Raw genomic sequence first — 15,373 nt, 5'->3', positions numbered from 1 at the left:
GTCGCCTTTAGGGTGGCACGTGTGTGGCGAGCAGAACGCAGCGCCGTGTTGGGCACATCAGACGCCGAGCGCGGGTACGACGTGACCCCGGGCGATCTGGGTCTCGCCGAACCCGACGTCACGGTCGTGCACGTCGCCGAGACCGAACGCGACCGGCTCCGGCTGCAGTCCGCCGCCCTGGGCGGCAGGTCGACTCTCCTGCACTTCGTCGACGGCCAGGATGCCGCGATCGAGATCACGAAGGCGCACCCCGGAAGCCTGCCTCAGTTCATCACCGGGCGCTCGACGCTGTTGTCGAACCTGTTCCGCGACGAGGTGGCGCTGCGCAATGCGCGCCTCGCCGCCCAGAGCATCACCGCGAAGGACCAGGAGCTGCGCACGACCCGCGGCCTCGACACGGTGCGCCTCGCCGTCGGTCTCGCGAGCTGGCGCGTCGCGGGGATCACGTGGAGCGCGCCCGTGCTGCTGCGGCCTCTCGCGATCCGGCGCCACCACGGCGACTTCGAGCTCAAGCTGCACGGCACGTTCGTGGTCAATCCCGAGCTGATCCGTGCCATGCGCACGAACTTCGGCATCATGATCGACGCCGGCGGCCTCGCCGCCCTCGCGTACGAGGGCGGCGTCTTCAAGCCGCAGCCGGTGATCGATCACCTCCGTGCCCTGACCGCGTCGATCGACAGCTATGCCGTGAAGCCGCGTCTGCTCGTGTCGACCTTCGCCGACGTCGGCGGCGACATGGCGCTGGACGCGTCGGATCTCGATCACCCCGTGCTCAACGCGCTCGCCGGGCACGTCGCCGACCGCGAGTCGCTCACGATCCGCCGCGATGGACCGGTGCCGACGAGTCCCGACGACCGCGCGCCGGCCGCTGACATGCTGCTGCTCGACGCCGACTCCGAGCAGGAGCGGGTGCTCGCACGCATCGCCGACGGCCAATCCCTCGTCATCCACACCCTGCCCGGCACCGGCGGCACGCAGACCGTCATCAACGCGATCGGCGCGCTCGTGCGCGACGGCAAGCGCGTGCTGGTGGTGAGCGCTCGACGCTCGACGCTCGACGGCGTGCGGCACCGCCTCGCGGGGATCGGGCTCCCTGGCCTCGCCGTCTCGCCCGACCGCCTGCAGCGCGACCTCATCCGTGCGATCGGACGCAATGAGAAGGCCGACGCCCCCAAGGTCTCCGACATCGACGACGCGCTGGTGCGGCTGCGGGGCGTGCTCCGGGACTACCGCGCCGCCGTTACGGCGAAGCATCCCGATTTCGGGGTGTCGGTGCTCGACATCCTTCGCGAGCTCGCCGAACTCGCCGAGCGGGGCGTCGCCCCCACGACCGAGGCGCGCTTCGACGCCGAAGCGCTCGCGAGTCTCGCGACGACCCGAGACGACGCGGCCGCCAAGCTCTCCGCCGCCGCGCGCCTCGGCGAGTTCCGCTTCGGCCCCGACGACTCGCCCTGGTACGGCGTCACGTTCGCGACGGTGGAAGAGGCTCGCGGCGCCCATGCGCTCGCCGGCAAGCTCCACCGCAGCGACGTGCCGACGCTGCTGGAGCGCGGCTACGAGCTCATCGCGCAGACGCGCATGCGTCCGTTCCAGACCGTCGCAGAGCTCGGCGTGTATCTGCGCCTGCTCCGCGGCATCCGCGACTCGCTCGACAAGTTCAGCCTCACGGTCTTCGAGCGCCCCCTCGCCGAGCTCATCCAGGCGCACGCGCCGCGTCGCGACGCGCCGGAGATGAACGGCGCCAACCGGCGGCGCCTGCGGCGCCTGTCGCGCGAGTACCTGCGCCCCGGCGTCCACGTTCCCGACATGTACGAGGCGCTGGTGCGCATCCAGCAGCAGCGCACCGAGTGGCAGCGCTACGTCGACGCGGGCGTCACGCCCGAGGTGCCCCTGGGCCTCGGCGACGTCCAGGTCGCCTGGCAGCGCGTCGAGGCCGAGCTCGCCGAGGTGGACGCGGTGCTCGGCCGCACCGGCGCCGACCGTCTCGCGACGCTCCCGGTGAAGCACCTCGTGCGCACGCTCGCCGGCCTCGCCGCCGATTCCGACGTGTTCGACAACCTCAAGGAGCGCGCGACGCTGCGCTCCGAGCTGGCCGCCATGGGCCTCGAGCCCCTTCTGCTCGAGCTGTCGGTGCGCCACGTGCCCGAAGACCAGGTGGCCGCCGAGCTCGAGTTCGCCTGGTGGCAGTCCGCCCTGGAGCTGCTGCTTCGCACGGACCGCGCCGTGCTCGGTGCGAACACGGCCGTCGTCGACCGGCTGGAGCGAGACTTCCGGCTCGTCGACGAAGCCCATGCCGCAGCATCCGGTCCTCTCCTCGCCGCCCATCTGGCGACGCAGTGGCGGATCGGCATCGTCGACCACCGCTCCGAGGCCGACGGGCTCAAGCAGGCTCTGAAGCGCGGCGCGATCACCCCGGCCGAACTGGCGGCGGTGGCGCCGACGCTCTCGCGGACGGTGGCGCCGGTGTGGCTCGCCTCGCCCTACGAGGTGCCCCGCATTCCCGAGGCGGTCACGTTCGACGTCGTGGTGATGGCGGATGCCGCGGCCCTGTGCCTCGCCGAAGCATCGCCGGCGCTCCGCCGCGCGGGGCAGGTCGTGGCCTTCGGCGACCCGGTGACGCAGAAGCCGACCCCGTTCCGGGTATCGGCGGGGTCCGCGATGTCGGCCGCCGCGCCGCCCCCGCCCACCGGGAACGGCGCACCCGCCGACAGCGACGACGACGAGGTTCCGTTCGACGGGACGAGCGTGTTCGAGCGTCTCGCCGAACTGCTGCCCGTCGAGACCCTCACCCGCAGCTACCGGGCCGGTGGCGAGGACCTCGCCGCGCTCGTCAACGACGCGTTCTACGGCGGCGAGCTCGTGTCACTCCCGTGGGCCGGGTCGTACCTGGGGCGCGGCAGCCTCGCGGTCGACTACGTCGAGGGCGGCAACGGCGCGCCCGATCCCATCACCGGGGCTGTCGAAAGCCCCGACTCCGAGGTCGCCCGCGTCGTGACGCTCGTGGTCGAGCACGCCGTCAACCGCGGCAGCGAGTCGCTCATGGTGGTCACCGCGAGTGTGCGGCACGCCGAACGCATCCGCGCGGCAGCGGAGGCCGCGTTCGCCGGGCGCTCCGACGTCGCCGACTTCGTCTCACGCGACACGGCCGAGCCGTTCGCGGTGCTCACCCTGGAGGAGTCGGTCGCCGAGAGCCGCGACCGCGTGATCTTCTCGCTCGGCTTCGGCCTCACCAAGCACGGCCGCGTGCTGAGCGATTTCGGCGACCTGTCGTCGCCCGACGGCGAGCGGCTGCTCACCGTCGGCATGACCCGCGCGCGGCGGTCGATGGTCATCGTGTCGTCGATCCGACCGTCGGCGTTCGACGACGGGCGCCTCGAGTACGGTGCCGCGACGCTCATGTCGATCCTGGGCGGTATCGCCGCCCGCTCGCGCGAGGCGCGCCTCGAGGACCTCGCCGACCCGCTCACGCGCGCCCTGGCCCGGGAGCTCCGCCGCGCGGGGCTCTCCGTGGACGTGCACTATCGCGGCCTCCTGCCCCTCGTCGCGCAGTACGACGGCAAGGCGGTGGTGGTCGAGAGCGACCCCGAGACGATCGGCGAGTCGCTGCGCGAGTCGCTGCGGCTGCGCCCGCAGATCCTGCGGCGCCTCGGCTGGCACTACGTGCGCGTGCACTCGTTCGACCTCTACCGCGACCCGGCGGACGTCGCGCAGCGCATCGCCGCGATGCTGGGCGTGCCGCCCGACGCTCCTCGGGTCGACAACGAGACCCAGCCCATCGATGTCGTCGAGTGACCGGCAGCGTATCGAGCGCGTCAAGGGCTCCCGTCGCGCGAAGCTGACGCCCGCGCCGGGAACCACGGCCGAGCCGATCCCGGCCGATGAGAAGACCACGGATGCCGCGCCCCCCGCGGGTCGCGAAGGTCAGGGGGACGCGGCATCCGAGTCAGCCGGTCCGAACGACGAGCGCCTGCGGCGCGACGTCCCGCCGCACTATTAGGACTGCGCAGGCCGGGGCGCGGCGACGGCGGCCTGCTGCTCCAGGATGTCGCGGATCTGCACCAGGATCTCCTGCTCGGTGGGCAGCTTCGGCTCCTCGTCGGCCGGGGTGATGCCGGCCTTCGCGGCGGCGCGCTCCTTGAGCACGTTCATGGGGTGCACGAAGACGAAGTAGACGACGATCGCGACCGCGAGGAAGGCGATCACCGCATTGATGAGGTCGCTGATCGGGAAGGTGACCGTTCCCCACAGTCCCTGGACGGGAATGCCGATCGCGCCGTTGGCGTCCGGCTTCCAGACGAGCTCGATCAGCGGGTTGATGATGCTCGAGACGATCGCGTTGACGACCGCGGTGAACGCGGCGCCGATGACCACGGCGACCGCCAGGTCGATGACGTTGCCGCGGAGAATGAATTCCTTGAAGCCCTTGATCACGTGTACCCCCTGGGTGTCGTCCCGCGTCTGGGGCGCCGGAGGATCAGGCCCCGGACGACGCGGGCGAGGCTTTCGCCTCGGTCTTCGATGATGTCGAAGTCGACGAGGACGCGCCAGCCGAGGCATCCGATCCGCCGCTCGATCCCGAGTCGCCGCCCGCCTTCGAGCCCGCGCGGGAATCGGTGCGGTAGAAGCCCGAGCCGTTGAAGGTCACGCCGATCGACCCGTACTCCTTGCGCAGGGCTCCGCCGCACTCGGGGCACTCGGTCAGGGTCGGGTCGGCGAAGGACTGCACCGCGTCGAAGCGGTGCCCGCACTGCTTGCAGGCGTAGGCGTACGTAGGCATGGTTCTCTCGGTCTCCGGCTTTCAGCGCCTCGTGGGCGCGAGGGTGATGGTGCGCGTGGGCGTGACGACGCCGGTGACGCGCTCGTCGAGTTCGTCGCTCGGCAGCTCGTCCACGAATTCCGAGTCGAACACGACCGCGTAGACGGGAGGACACCGCTCCATCGACCCGAGGGTCTTGTCGTAGAACCCGCGTCCCCAGCCCAGACGCATCCCGGTGCGGTCGACGGAGGCGGCGGGGATGATGAGAAGGTCGACGTCGTTGACAGCGATCGGTCCGAGCAGCTCGCCGACGGGTTCGGGCAGCCCGAACATGCCTTCGGCGATCTCGCCGTCGGGGCCTGCGACAGCCCAGTCGAGCAGGCCGTCGGTGCGCGTGACGGGAAGGAGGACACGGATGCCGCGGGCCACGGCATCCGCCACGAAAGAACGGGTCCCCGGCTCGGCCGTGGTCGACAGGAAGCACGAGATCGAGCGCGCGCCGTTCTCGGCGACGAGGGCGTCGAGCTGAGCATGGATGCCCGCCTCGGCGGCTTCGCGCGCCTGCGGCGAGAGGCACTGCCGCCGCTCGCGGAGTTCGGCGCGCAGGGCGCGCTTCGCATCGGCGATGGCGTCGGACATGGTGTCGATTGTACGGCGCGGAGTATCGCACACCGTCCGTTCGGCCGAGAAGGCCTGATCGCCGCACCTAGACTCTCAGCATGGCGCATACCTCCATCAAGGCAGTCATCCCCGCTGCGGGCCTCGGTACCCGCTTCCTCCCCGCAACGAAGGCGATGCCGAAGGAGATGCTCCCCGTCGTCGACAAGCCGGCGATCCAGTACGTGGTCGAAGAGGCCGCCCAGGCCGGCATCGACGACATCCTCGTCATCATCGGGCGCAACAAGAACGCGATCTCGAATCACTTCGACTCGGTCCCCGAACTGGAGGAGAAGCTGAAGGACAAGGGCGACACCGACCGGCTGCACCGTGTGCTGGAGTCGAGCGACCTCGCCGACATCCACTTCGTGCGCCAGGGCGAGCCCAAGGGCCTCGGCCACGCGGTGCTTCGCGCCAAGGCCCACGTCGGCGACTCGTCGTTCGCCGTCATGCTCGGTGACGACCTCATCGACGAGCGCGACGAGCTGCTCACCACCATGATCGCGGAGCACGAGCGCACCGGCGCGGCGATCATCGCCCTCATGGAGGTCGATCCCGAGCACATCCACCTCTACGGCGTCGCGTCGGTGGAGTCCACCGACGGCAACGGCATCGTGAAGGTCAACGGCCTCGTCGAGAAGCCCCAGCCCGAGGACGCCCCGTCGAACCTCGCCGTGATCGGCCGCTACGTGCTGTCGCCGAACGTGTTCGAGATCCTCGAGCGCACGGAGCCGGGCAAGGGCGGCGAGATCCAGCTCACCGACGCCCTGCAAGAGCTCGCTGCCGACCCGGCGGGCCCCGGCGTCTACGGCGTCGTTTTCCGTGGCCGTCGCTATGACACCGGCGATAGGGTGGACTACATCAAGGCCATCGTGCAGCTGGCGGCCGATCGCGAAGATCTCGGTCCCGCACTGCGTCCCTGGTTCAAGGATTTCGCGGCGAACCTCTGACGCCGCCCGTTCGAGGGGGTCTCGTGGATCTGTCGGCTCCCCGCAGACACGGCTCGGTGGCGATCCGGCTCGTTCGCCAGCGCGACGCTCGCGTGCTGCAGAACGAGCTGCTCTCCAACCGCGGCTGGCTGCGCCCGTGGGAGGCGACGAGTCCGGACGGTCCCGTGTCGTTCGACATGCGCGTCGGCATTCGCCGGCTGCTCCAGCAGTACCGCGACGGCGTCGGAGTGCCCTTCGTCATGGAGTCCGACGGTGAGGTCGCCGGCCAGCTCAACGTGTGGGGGGTCGCCCGCGGCTCGCTGGCGTCCGCCACGATCGGGTACTGGGTGAGCGAGCGGTTCGCGGGCCGCGGCATCACGCCGACGGCGGTGGCGCTCGCCACCGACATCTGCTTCTCGGAGCTGCGACTGCACCGCATGGAGATCTGCATCCGCCCCGAGAACCGTGCGAGCCTGCGGGTGGTCGAGAAGCTCGGCTTCCGCTACGAAGGGCTGCGTCGCCGCTTCATCCACATCGACGGGGATTGGCGCGACCACTATGCGTTCGCCCTCGTCCGCGAGGACGTCCCCGAGGGCGTGCTCCAGCGCTGGGTGTCGGGTCGCGTGCCCCAGGATGCGGCAACGGTTCCGCCCGCGGACCGGCTTCACGCATAGTCGTCCGGTTGCCGGTTCTCCTCACCACCGGCGGGCGCTCGCGCATCGCCGTGCCTGACCACGGCAGAAATCCGTCTTGCGTGACACGCGGACGGATGCGGGGGACACCGCCGTCCGGTCGCCTACCGTGGTGAACATGGGCGGGCAGGTGTGGGGTGGGGGAGTCATCGTTCTCGTCGCCGTGGCCTTGTGGCTGGTGTACCTCCTGCCCTCGTGGCACAGTCGTCGCCAGTTCGATGCGGCCGAACGCAACGCCGTTCGCTTGAATCAGGCCCTTCGCGTGCTCGCAGAGACGAGTGAGACGCCAGAAGAGGTGCGGCTCGAACTCAATGCCCGCACCGCCGCCGCGCAGCAGAAGCTCGCGAAGCGCGCGCTGGCCGAGCGTGAGCATGCGGCGCTCGAGGGTGCGCGCGTAGACCTCGAGATCGCCAAGCGTGAGCGTGAGGCGGCGGAGGCCGCCGCACGCATCGGCGTGGAGCGTGCTCGCACCGACCGCGTCGCCGCCGAGGCGGCCGCGCGTGTGGATCTGGAGCGCGCCCGAGCCGAGCGGGCCGAGGCTGCGGCGGCTGCCCGCTCCGATCTCGCTGCGGTCCGATCCCTTCCGGCGACGCGTCGTGCGCGCGCCCGGCGCCGGTTCCGGCTCGCCGCGACGTCCGTGGGCGTCGTCGGACTCGGCCTCGTGGCGTGGGGCGTGTTCGAGACCATCACGGCCGGTGCGCAGACGTGGATGTGGGCGGGTGTCGGCCTGGTGGCAGCATCCGTTCTCGTCCTTCGCCAGCTGTCCCGCGTCGCCGCGCGTGCCGTGTCGCGGGCGACGGATGCTGCACCTCGCCGCATCGCGGAGGTGCAGGATGTCGCCCTCGAGCGCGAGCAGCGCGAGTGGGCGCCGCGCGACCTTCCCCGCCCGCTCACGGCCTCGGCGGGCTCCCGCGCCGCCGCTGTGCTGGATGGCGAAGCCGCTCGTGCGGCGCTGCGGCAGGCCGCCCTCGAAGAGGCCATGGCGGCCCGCGCCGCGGCGCAGCAGCCCGCCTCGATCGACGTCGCGCGGACCGTGCGTGCGGCTTCCGCGGAGTCGGAATACGCCCGCATGGGGTACGTGGACGACGCCGAGATCGAGGCGCACGTGCGGCAGCTGCTGACCCGCCGCGCGGCCGGCGAATAGGCCCCTCGGAGGGCCTCCGCGGATTCGGAGCGGGTGTCGGAACCGTGATAGTGTTTTCGAGGTTCAAGGGCCTGTAGCGCAGTTGGTAGCGCGCCTCGTTCGCATCGAGGAGGTCAGGGGTTCGATTCCCCTCAGGTCCACCATTTTCTCCGTCGTCACGGGATACACCTGGGTCGCGCCATAGGTGCTCGTCGTGGTGGCGTTTCGTCGTGCGATATCGCGTGTGCAGGTGTCACGGACCGTCCGGGAATCGATTGACAGGACTGCAATCGATTGTTTGAATGGGATCCCGCCGTTCGTAGGTGAAGCCGGCCGCGGTCATGAGCGGCGAGTTCGACAAGCTGGATGGGTGAGCGGGAGAATGCGTCCCCGATAGGAGTGTCCAGATGCCAGCGACCGTCCCCGAACCGCGCCGTGTGGGCAACGCCGATGTGATCCACCACGACGGTTTCGACGACTCGATCGTCAGCCCATTCGTACCCGCGATTCGTGCCGTCTCGAATGCGCGGCTCGTCTTCATCAGCGGAGTGACGGGAGCTCCGGTCTATCACGACCATCCCCACGTTCCCGCAGTGTTCGACGCGATGCCGATGGATGCAGCGGGACAGGTGCGAAACGCGTTCGCGCATCTTGACCTCGCACTTGCCGCATCGGGGTGCACACGCTCGGACGTGGTGAACATGATTCGCTTCTTCACCGACGTCGAGGCCGATCAGAATGTCGTCAACAGCTACCAGAGCGAGTGGTTCGAGGGCCACATCTCCACCAGCACCACGGTGGAAGTGACTCGCATGGCCACTGATCCACGACTCCGCTTCGAATTTCACGTCGTGGCTGCCGCACCCGGTGCCTGAATGAACTCGGCAGGTGGCCCGGCATCCGCACGTCCGGGCGACGGGCGGACCGCCGTCAGTCCGGCACGGCCTCCGCTGCTGCACGCGCGGCCGCGGGGAGCGCCTCGACGATGCGCGCCACAGCGGTGTCGTCGTGCGCGGCAGAGACGAACCAGGCCTCGAACACCGACGGCGGCAGCGAAACCCCCTGGGCGAGCATCGCGCGGAAGAACGGCGGGTAGCGGAACGCCTCCTGCGCCTTCACCGTGTCGTAGTCGACGGGGGCCTCGTCGGCGAACTGGATCGAGAACAGGTTCCCCGAGCGCTGCACGACATGTGTGACGCCGGCCTCGGAGAGAGAGGATGCCGCGGCGTCCGCGATCGTCGCCGCGGCGGCGTCGATGCGCGCATAGGCGGCGTCGTCGAGGTGGTCGAGAGTCGCGCGCCCGGCCGCGACAGCGAGCGGGTTCCCGCTCAGCGTGCCGGCCTGGTAGACCGGGCCGAGCGGTGCGAGCAGCTCCATGAGGGCCGCTGAGCCGCCGATCGCGGCGAGGGGGAGCCCGCCGCCCACGACCTTGCCGAACGTGATCAGGTCGGGTGAGAAGGGCACCGGGTCGACGCCGTACCAGCCGGCGGGACCGACGCGGAAGCCGGTCAGCACCTCGTCGAGGATCAGCAGAGCGCCGTGCTCATGAGCGATCTCGGCGAGTGCGGCGTTGAAGCCCTCCGCGGGCGGAACGATGCCCATGTTGGCGGGCGCCGCCTCGACGATGACCGCGGCGATGTCGTCGCCGTGTGCCGCGAACACCTCGCGGAGCGCGTCGAGGTCGTTGTAGGCGATCACGAGCGTCTGCGCGGCGATCGCCGCGGGAACCCCCGCCGAACCCGGCATCGCGAGCGTGGCCACGCCCGAGCCCGCCTCGGCCAGCAGGCCGTCGGAGTGCCCGTGGTAGTGGCCGGCGAACTTCACGATGAGGTCGCGTCCGGTCGCGCCGCGCGCGAGGCGGATCGCGGTCATCGTGGCCTCGGTGCCGGTGGACACCAGGCGCACGCGCTGGACCGGGCGCGCCCCATCGCGCGAGACACGCGCGGCGATCAGCTCGGCCAGCTCCGTCTCGCCCGGCGTCGACGCGCCGAAGCCGAGGCCGTGGGCCGCGGCATCCTGAACCGCCTTCACGACGGCGGGGTGGGCGTGACCGAGGATCGCGGGACCCCACGAGCCGACCAGGTCGACGTACTCGCGGCCCTCGACGTCGGTGACGTAGGGGCCGGACGCCGACACGAAGAACCGCGGCGTCTCGTGCACCGAGCCGAAGGCGCGCACCGGCGAGTTCACCCCGCCCGGCATAGCGCCGCGCGCGCGGGCGAACTCCTGTGCATTGGTCGTCATCGGATCCACTCCGCAAGCTCCAGCGCCCAGTAGGTCAGCACGGCGTCGGCGCCGGCGCGGCGGATGCCGATCACCGACTCCTCGATCGCGCGGCGCCGGTCGATCCAGCCGTGCGCGGCCGCGGCCTCGATCATCGAATACTCGCCCGACACCTGATACGCCCAGACCGGGACGGGGCTCGTCGCCGCGGCATCCGCCAGCACGTCGAGGTAGCTCATCGCGGGCTTGACCATCACGATGTCGGCGCCCTCGGCGATGTCGAGATCGAGCTCGCGCGCGCCCTCGCGGCGATTGGCGGGGTCCTGCTGGTACGTGCGGCGGTCGCCTTCGAGCGACGACTGCACGGCCTCGCGGAACGGGCCGTAGAACGCCGAGGCGTACTTGGCCGCGTAGGCGAGGATCGGCGTGTTGCCGAACCCCGAGTCGTCGAGCGCGTCGCGCACGGCGGCGACCTGGCCGTCCATCATGCCCGACAGGCCGAGCAGCTGCGAGCCCGCCTCGGCCTGCGCCAGGCCCATGTCGCGGTACCGCTCGAGGGTCGCGTCGTTGTCGACGTGTCCGTGGGCGTCGAGCACGCCGCAGTGGCCGTGGTCGGTGAATTCGTCGAGGCACAGGTCGGTCTGAACCACGAGCGCGTCGGCCGCCTCCGCGACCGCGATCCGGGTCGCGACGTTGAGGATGCCGTCGGGATCGGTCGCGCCGGAGCCCACGGCGTCCTTGTACTCGGGCACGCCGAACAGCATGATGCCGCCGATGCCGGCGGCCGCAGCATCCGTCACGGCCTTCTTCAGGCTCTCGGTCGAATGCTGCACGACACCCGGCATGGACGAGATCGGCACCGGCTCGCTCGAGCCCTCGCGCACGAACACCGGCAGGATCAGCTCGGCGGGGTGCAGGCGGGTCTCGGCGACGAGGCGCCGCATCGCGGAGGTCTGGCGCAGGCGGCGGGGGCGGTCGGCCGGGGTGTATCCGTACGTCACGGGCGTTCTCCCGTCAGGCCGGCGGCGCCGGCATCGAGCAGTTCACGGGCGACGGATGCTGCGACCTCACGCGACGGATCGCCCTCGTCTTCGGGCCACACGGTGGCATGCGACGACGTGAGGATCGTCGTGCCGTCGAGGCTGTAGACGCTCGCCGAGACCAGGAGGAGCCCGGCGTCGACGACGGCGCGCGCGCCGACGGGGGCGGAGCAGCCGGCCTCGAGGAGGGCGAGCACCTCGCGCTCCGCTTCGACGGCGGCGCGGGTCTCGGCGTGGTCGAGCCGATCGACCAGCCCTTCCTCGCCGCGGCGCACCTCGACCGCGAGCGCGCCCTGCCCGGGGGCGGTCGGCCACCGGTCGGGGTCGAGGAACTCGGTCACGACGTCGGTGCGACCGATGCGGGTGAGTCCGGCGGCGGCGAGGATGACGGCATCCAACTCCCCGCTCGTCACCTTGCCGAGGCGCGTGTCGACGTTGCCGCGGATGTCGACGACCTCGAGATCGGGGCGGCGGGCGCCCAGCTGCGCCATCCGGCGGGGCGAGCCGGTGCCGACGCGAGCACCGGGGGGGAGCTCGTCGAGCTTCAGTCCGTCGCGCGCGACGAGGGCGTCGCGCGGATCTTCGCGGGCCGGGATCGCGGCGACGACGAGCTGGTCGTGCGGGGCCGTGGGGAGATCCTTGAGCGAGTGGACGATGACATCGCATTCACCGGCGAGGAGGGCGTCGCGAAGCGCTCCGGTGAAGAGTCCGGTGCCGCCAGCGCGTGAGAGCGGCTCGTTCGAGCGGTCGCCGTCGGTCGTGATCGTGACGAGCTCGGTCGTGACGCCGTACGCATCGGCGAGATCGTCGGCGACCATGCCGGTCTGCGTCAGCGCGAGGGTGCTCCCGCGCGTCCCGATGCGGAGGGTGGTCACGCCAGCACCTCGGCGATCTCGTCGAGGCCGATGCGGCGGCCGGTGTAGAACGGCACCTCCTCGCGCACGTGGCGGCGGGCCTCGGTCTGGCGGAGGTCGCGCATCAGGTCGACGAGCTCGACGAGCTCGGGAGCCTCGAGGGCCAGGATCCACTCGTAGTCTCCGAGCGCGAACGATGCGACCGTGTTGCTCAGCACCGAGCGGTGGGCGGCCCCCTTGCGGCCGTGGTCGGCGAGCATCTGGCGGCGCTCGTCGTCGGGGAGGATGTACCAGTCGTACGAGCGCACGAACGGGTAGACGGTGAGCCACGCCTCCGGATCCTTGTCGCGCATGAACGCGGGGAGGTGGCTGGCGGTGAACTCGGCGTCGCGGTGCACGCCCATCGCGTTCCAGACCGGCTCGAGCGAGGCCAGCGGCTCGGCGCGGCGGAGGATCCGCAGCGCCGACTGCAGCACCTCGGGGGCGATGCCGACCCCGGTGAGCCAGATCATGAGGTCGGCGTCGGCGCGCAGGCCCGACACGTCGTAGAACCCGCGGACGACCACCCCGGATGCCTCGACCTCGGCGACCGCGGCGCTCAGATCGCCGGCGGGGGCAGGCGCGGAGGAGTCGCGGCGGAAGACGGCCCACAGGGTGTAGCCGAGGGTTTCAGTGGGGGAGTTCGCCGCGACGTCGGTCATACTCCCATCTTTCCACCCTGCGGGACGCCTCCTGCCCGGAGGGGCCCCTCCATCCCCTCCGTGCGAGGTTTCCGGGCAGGCGGTCGGGGTTTCGCTCGTTGAACGAGCGACACGAAACGCCTGAGCGCGGTCCCAGCCCGCGGTTCAACGGGCGAGGAGCTCGGCGGCGGTGCGCTCGGCGTGGGCGACGATGCCGGCCAGGCCGGACCCCGCAACCGTCTCGCCCACCACGACCACCTCGGAGGGGACGGATGCTGCGGCCGGCCGCACCCAGAACACATGGGCCGCGTCGACAACGACCGGCAGTCGCACGGCGAGCAGCGCCTCGGCGTCGGCGACGGCGGCGGCGACCGGGTCGGCCGGGGTCTCGTCGTAGGAGAGCCGGACCACGTGGCGACCGCCGGCGGCGTCTCGGAGCCACTCCCACTTCGCGGTCGCGTGCGTGAGTGCGCGGGCGTTCACCGGTGCCCCGGCGGCCACGAGCAGTCCGGTGCCGCGTGGCGCAGCATCCAACTCCTCCTGCTCCACGACCAGGGTCACGAGGTCGACGCGACGGCCAGGAGCGGCGGGCGACACCACACCCGGGGCTGCGACGATCACGGTGCCCTCGAGCGCGCCGAGGTCGTCGACCGGCGCGCCGAGGCGGATGTCGCCGCCAAGGCGCTCGAGGTCGTCGGCGACGGCCGGCACGAGGCGGTTGATCCCGCCGCGGATCCCCGCGACCGCGGCGCCCGGGGGAGCGGCCGCGCGCAGGCGCGCGACCGCTCCGCTGAGCGAGCCCGCGCTCACGACGGCGTCGGCGAGCCCGGGGTGGGCACGCGCGACCGGGAGTTCGTCGGGGTGCTGCGAGTGCACGCCGTACACGACAGGGGCGACGAGGCGGTCGAGCATCAGCGCGCCGTGGCGCTCCCGCACGAGGGCGCCGAGCGTCGCCGGCACCTCGACGACCGGCAGCGCGTCGAGCTCCGCGGCGCGCTCGGCCGCGGAGAGTCCGACGACGCGCACGACGTCGGCGGTGAGGGGGTCCGCCGGGATGCCGAGCAGCGCGGTCGCCGGCAGCGGCACGGCGTCGCCGGTCGAAGGCTGCAGCCACGCCGGTACGGGGGCGGGGGCGACGACGTCGCCGGCGAGGCCGAGTTCGGCGAGGAGCGCCTCGACCGCGCCGCCGCGCACGGCGAAGCTCTCGGCGCCGGCGTCGAGAGCGAGTCCGCCGACCTCGTGCCGCGCGACCGTGCCGCCGAGGTGATCGGACGCCTCGAACACCGCGACGGAGGCGCCGGACGCTGCCAGCCGCCGGGCGACGACGAGCCCGGCCACCCCGCCGCCCACGACGGAGAAGTCAGCCATGCGCGTGGACGAACTCCACGATGCGCGTGAGCACGGCCGGGTCGGTGTCGGGCGGGACGCCGTGCCCGAGGTTCACGATGTGCGCGCGTGCGGCGCGGCCGCGCTCGAGTACGTCGATGATGTGCGCCTCGAGCACCGGCCAGGGCGCGCGCAGCAGCGCCGGGTCGATGTTGCCCTGCACCGAGACGTCGGGGCCGAGCCGGCGCACGGCCTCGTCGAGGGGGAGGCGCCAGTCGACGCCCACCGTGTCGACGCCCACATCGCGCATTGCGGCGAGCAGCTCGCCCGTGCCGACGCCGAAGTGCACGAGAGGCACGTCGAGCTGGCGCACGGCGTCGAGGGCGAGGGCCGAGAACGGCGCGACGTGGGTCGTGTAGTCGGCAAGGCTGAGCGAGCCCGCCCACGAGTCGAACAGCTGCCCCGCCGAAGCCCCCGCCTCGATCTGGGCGGCGAGGAACGCGCCCGTGATCTCGGCGCACCACGTCAGCAGAGCGACCCAGGTCTCGGGATCGGAGTGCATCAGCGCCCGCGTCTTGAGCTGCTCCTTCGACGGGCCCCCCTCGACGAGGTACGACGCCAGCGTGTACGGGGCGCCGGCGAAGCCGATGAGCGGCGTCGCACCGAGTTCGGCGACCGTGAGCGCGACGGCGTCGCGGATGGGGGCGAGCGCTTCGGGGTCGAGCGGCGGCAGGGACGCGACATCCGCCGTCGTCCGCACCGGGTTCTCGAGCACCGGACCGCGTCCCGCGACGATGCGCACGTCGACGCCCGACAGGCGCACCGGGATCACGATGTCGCTGAAGAAGATGGCGGCGTCGACGCTGTGCCGGCGCACCGGCTGCAGGGTGATCTCGCTGGCGAGCTCGGGGTTCAGGCAGGCGTCGAGCATGTCGGTGCCGACCCGCAGCTCGCGGTATTCCGGCAATGATCGACCCGCCTGACGCATGAACCAGACCGGCGTGCGAGCAGGCCGTTCGCCGCGATACGCGCGTATCAGCGCGGGGGGATCGTTTCTCTGAAGGACGGAAGGGTGAGAGTCATGCAACGACAC

15 protein-coding genes and 1 tRNA gene are annotated in these 15,373 nt (G+C 71.6%); 7 read left to right on the top strand and 9 right to left on the bottom strand.

Annotation, left to right across the window (positions count from 1 at the left end; all coding sequences use genetic code 11):
* Positions 1-48 precede the first annotated feature (48 nt).
* Positions 49-3,792 carry an AAA family ATPase gene (locus tag MRBLWH3_RS16065; RefSeq protein WP_363435577.1) on the top strand — a complete coding sequence of 1,248 codons (3,744 nt, stop codon included), beginning with the start codon at positions 49-51 and terminating at the stop codon, positions 3,790-3,792.
* Positions 3,779-3,997: a hypothetical protein gene (locus tag MRBLWH3_RS16060; RefSeq protein WP_363434004.1), complete on the top strand. Its 219-nt coding sequence runs from the start codon at positions 3,779-3,781 to the stop codon at positions 3,995-3,997. Before MRBLWH3_RS16065 ends, MRBLWH3_RS16060 begins: the two co-directional genes overlap by 14 nt.
* Here the strand turns inward: MRBLWH3_RS16060 and mscL are convergent.
* From mscL to MRBLWH3_RS16045, 3 genes are read right to left on the bottom strand one after another with little or no spacing between them, the layout of a single operon-like run.
* Positions 3,994-4,431: a large conductance mechanosensitive channel protein MscL gene (gene mscL / locus MRBLWH3_RS16055; RefSeq protein WP_363434001.1), complete on the bottom strand. Its 438-nt coding sequence runs from the start codon at positions 4,429-4,431 to the stop codon at positions 3,994-3,996. The two genes, MRBLWH3_RS16060 and mscL, sit on opposite strands and share 4 nt — an antisense overlap.
* A gap of 43 nt (positions 4,432-4,474) precedes the next feature.
* Positions 4,475-4,777 (bottom strand): FmdB family zinc ribbon protein, encoded by a 303-nt coding sequence (locus tag MRBLWH3_RS16050; RefSeq protein ID WP_363433998.1) that lies wholly within the window; start codon positions 4,775-4,777, stop codon positions 4,475-4,477.
* A 21-nt stretch (positions 4,778-4,798) separates the two neighbouring features.
* A complete protein-coding gene (locus MRBLWH3_RS16045) occupies positions 4,799-5,395 on the bottom strand; it encodes a 5-formyltetrahydrofolate cyclo-ligase (protein ID WP_363433995.1) in 597 nt (198 codons plus the stop codon).
* An 80-nt stretch (positions 5,396-5,475) separates the two neighbouring features.
* On the opposite strand from MRBLWH3_RS16045, the gene galU reads away from it, so the two are divergent.
* From galU to MRBLWH3_RS16020, 5 genes are all read left to right on the top strand, one after another.
* Entirely contained in the window at positions 5,476-6,363 is an 888-nt protein-coding gene (gene galU / locus MRBLWH3_RS16040; protein WP_363433992.1) for a UTP--glucose-1-phosphate uridylyltransferase GalU, read from the top strand.
* Positions 6,364-6,386: 23 nt separating this feature from the next.
* Entirely contained in the window at positions 6,387-7,016 is a 630-nt protein-coding gene (locus tag MRBLWH3_RS16035) for a GNAT family N-acetyltransferase (protein ID WP_363433989.1), read from the top strand.
* 76 nt (positions 7,017-7,092) lie between these two features.
* The gene (locus MRBLWH3_RS16030) at positions 7,093-8,178 is read left to right on the top strand and encodes a large exoprotein (protein ID WP_363433987.1); all 1,086 of its coding nucleotides are present in this window, start codon (positions 7,093-7,095) and stop codon (positions 8,176-8,178) included.
* Between the two features lie 67 nt (positions 8,179-8,245).
* Positions 8,246-8,321: transfer RNA gene (locus MRBLWH3_RS16025), tRNA-Ala, on the top strand.
* A 243-nt stretch (positions 8,322-8,564) separates the two neighbouring features.
* Positions 8,565-9,032 carry a RidA family protein gene (locus MRBLWH3_RS16020; protein WP_363433984.1) on the top strand — a complete coding sequence of 156 codons (468 nt, stop codon included), beginning with the start codon at positions 8,565-8,567 and terminating at the stop codon, positions 9,030-9,032.
* A gap of 55 nt (positions 9,033-9,087) precedes the next feature.
* On the opposite strand, the gene hemL is transcribed toward MRBLWH3_RS16020, so the two are convergent.
* The 6 genes from hemL to hemE form a co-directional block, all read right to left on the bottom strand.
* Positions 9,088-10,401 (bottom strand): glutamate-1-semialdehyde 2,1-aminomutase, encoded by a 1,314-nt coding sequence (gene hemL / locus MRBLWH3_RS16015; RefSeq protein ID WP_363433981.1) that lies wholly within the window; start codon positions 10,399-10,401, stop codon positions 9,088-9,090.
* Positions 10,398-11,324, bottom strand: coding sequence for a porphobilinogen synthase (gene hemB / locus MRBLWH3_RS16010; RefSeq protein ID WP_414685409.1), 927 nt, complete (start codon positions 11,322-11,324; stop codon positions 10,398-10,400). Before hemB ends, hemL begins: the two co-directional genes overlap by 4 nt.
* A 53-nt stretch (positions 11,325-11,377) precedes the next feature.
* Positions 11,378-12,295, bottom strand: coding sequence for a hydroxymethylbilane synthase (gene hemC / locus MRBLWH3_RS16005; RefSeq protein ID WP_363433975.1), 918 nt, complete (start codon positions 12,293-12,295; stop codon positions 11,378-11,380).
* Entirely contained in the window at positions 12,292-12,975 is a 684-nt protein-coding gene (hemQ, locus tag MRBLWH3_RS16000) for a hydrogen peroxide-dependent heme synthase (protein ID WP_363433972.1), read from the bottom strand. The genes hemC and hemQ overlap by 4 nt, the downstream gene beginning before the upstream one ends.
* 144 nt (positions 12,976-13,119) lie before the next feature.
* Entirely contained in the window at positions 13,120-14,322 is a 1,203-nt protein-coding gene (locus tag MRBLWH3_RS15995; protein WP_363433970.1) for a protoporphyrinogen/coproporphyrinogen oxidase, read from the bottom strand.
* Positions 14,315-15,373, bottom strand: a complete 1,059-nt coding sequence (gene hemE / locus MRBLWH3_RS15990; protein WP_363433967.1) for a uroporphyrinogen decarboxylase — start codon at positions 15,371-15,373, stop codon at positions 14,315-14,317. The genes MRBLWH3_RS15995 and hemE overlap by 8 nt, the downstream gene beginning before the upstream one ends.

The organism is Microbacterium sp. LWH3-1.2, from assembly GCF_040675855.1.
Classification (GTDB): Bacteria; Actinomycetota; Actinomycetes; order Actinomycetales; family Microbacteriaceae; genus Microbacterium.
This window is presented reverse-complemented; position numbering and strand designations above follow the sequence as displayed.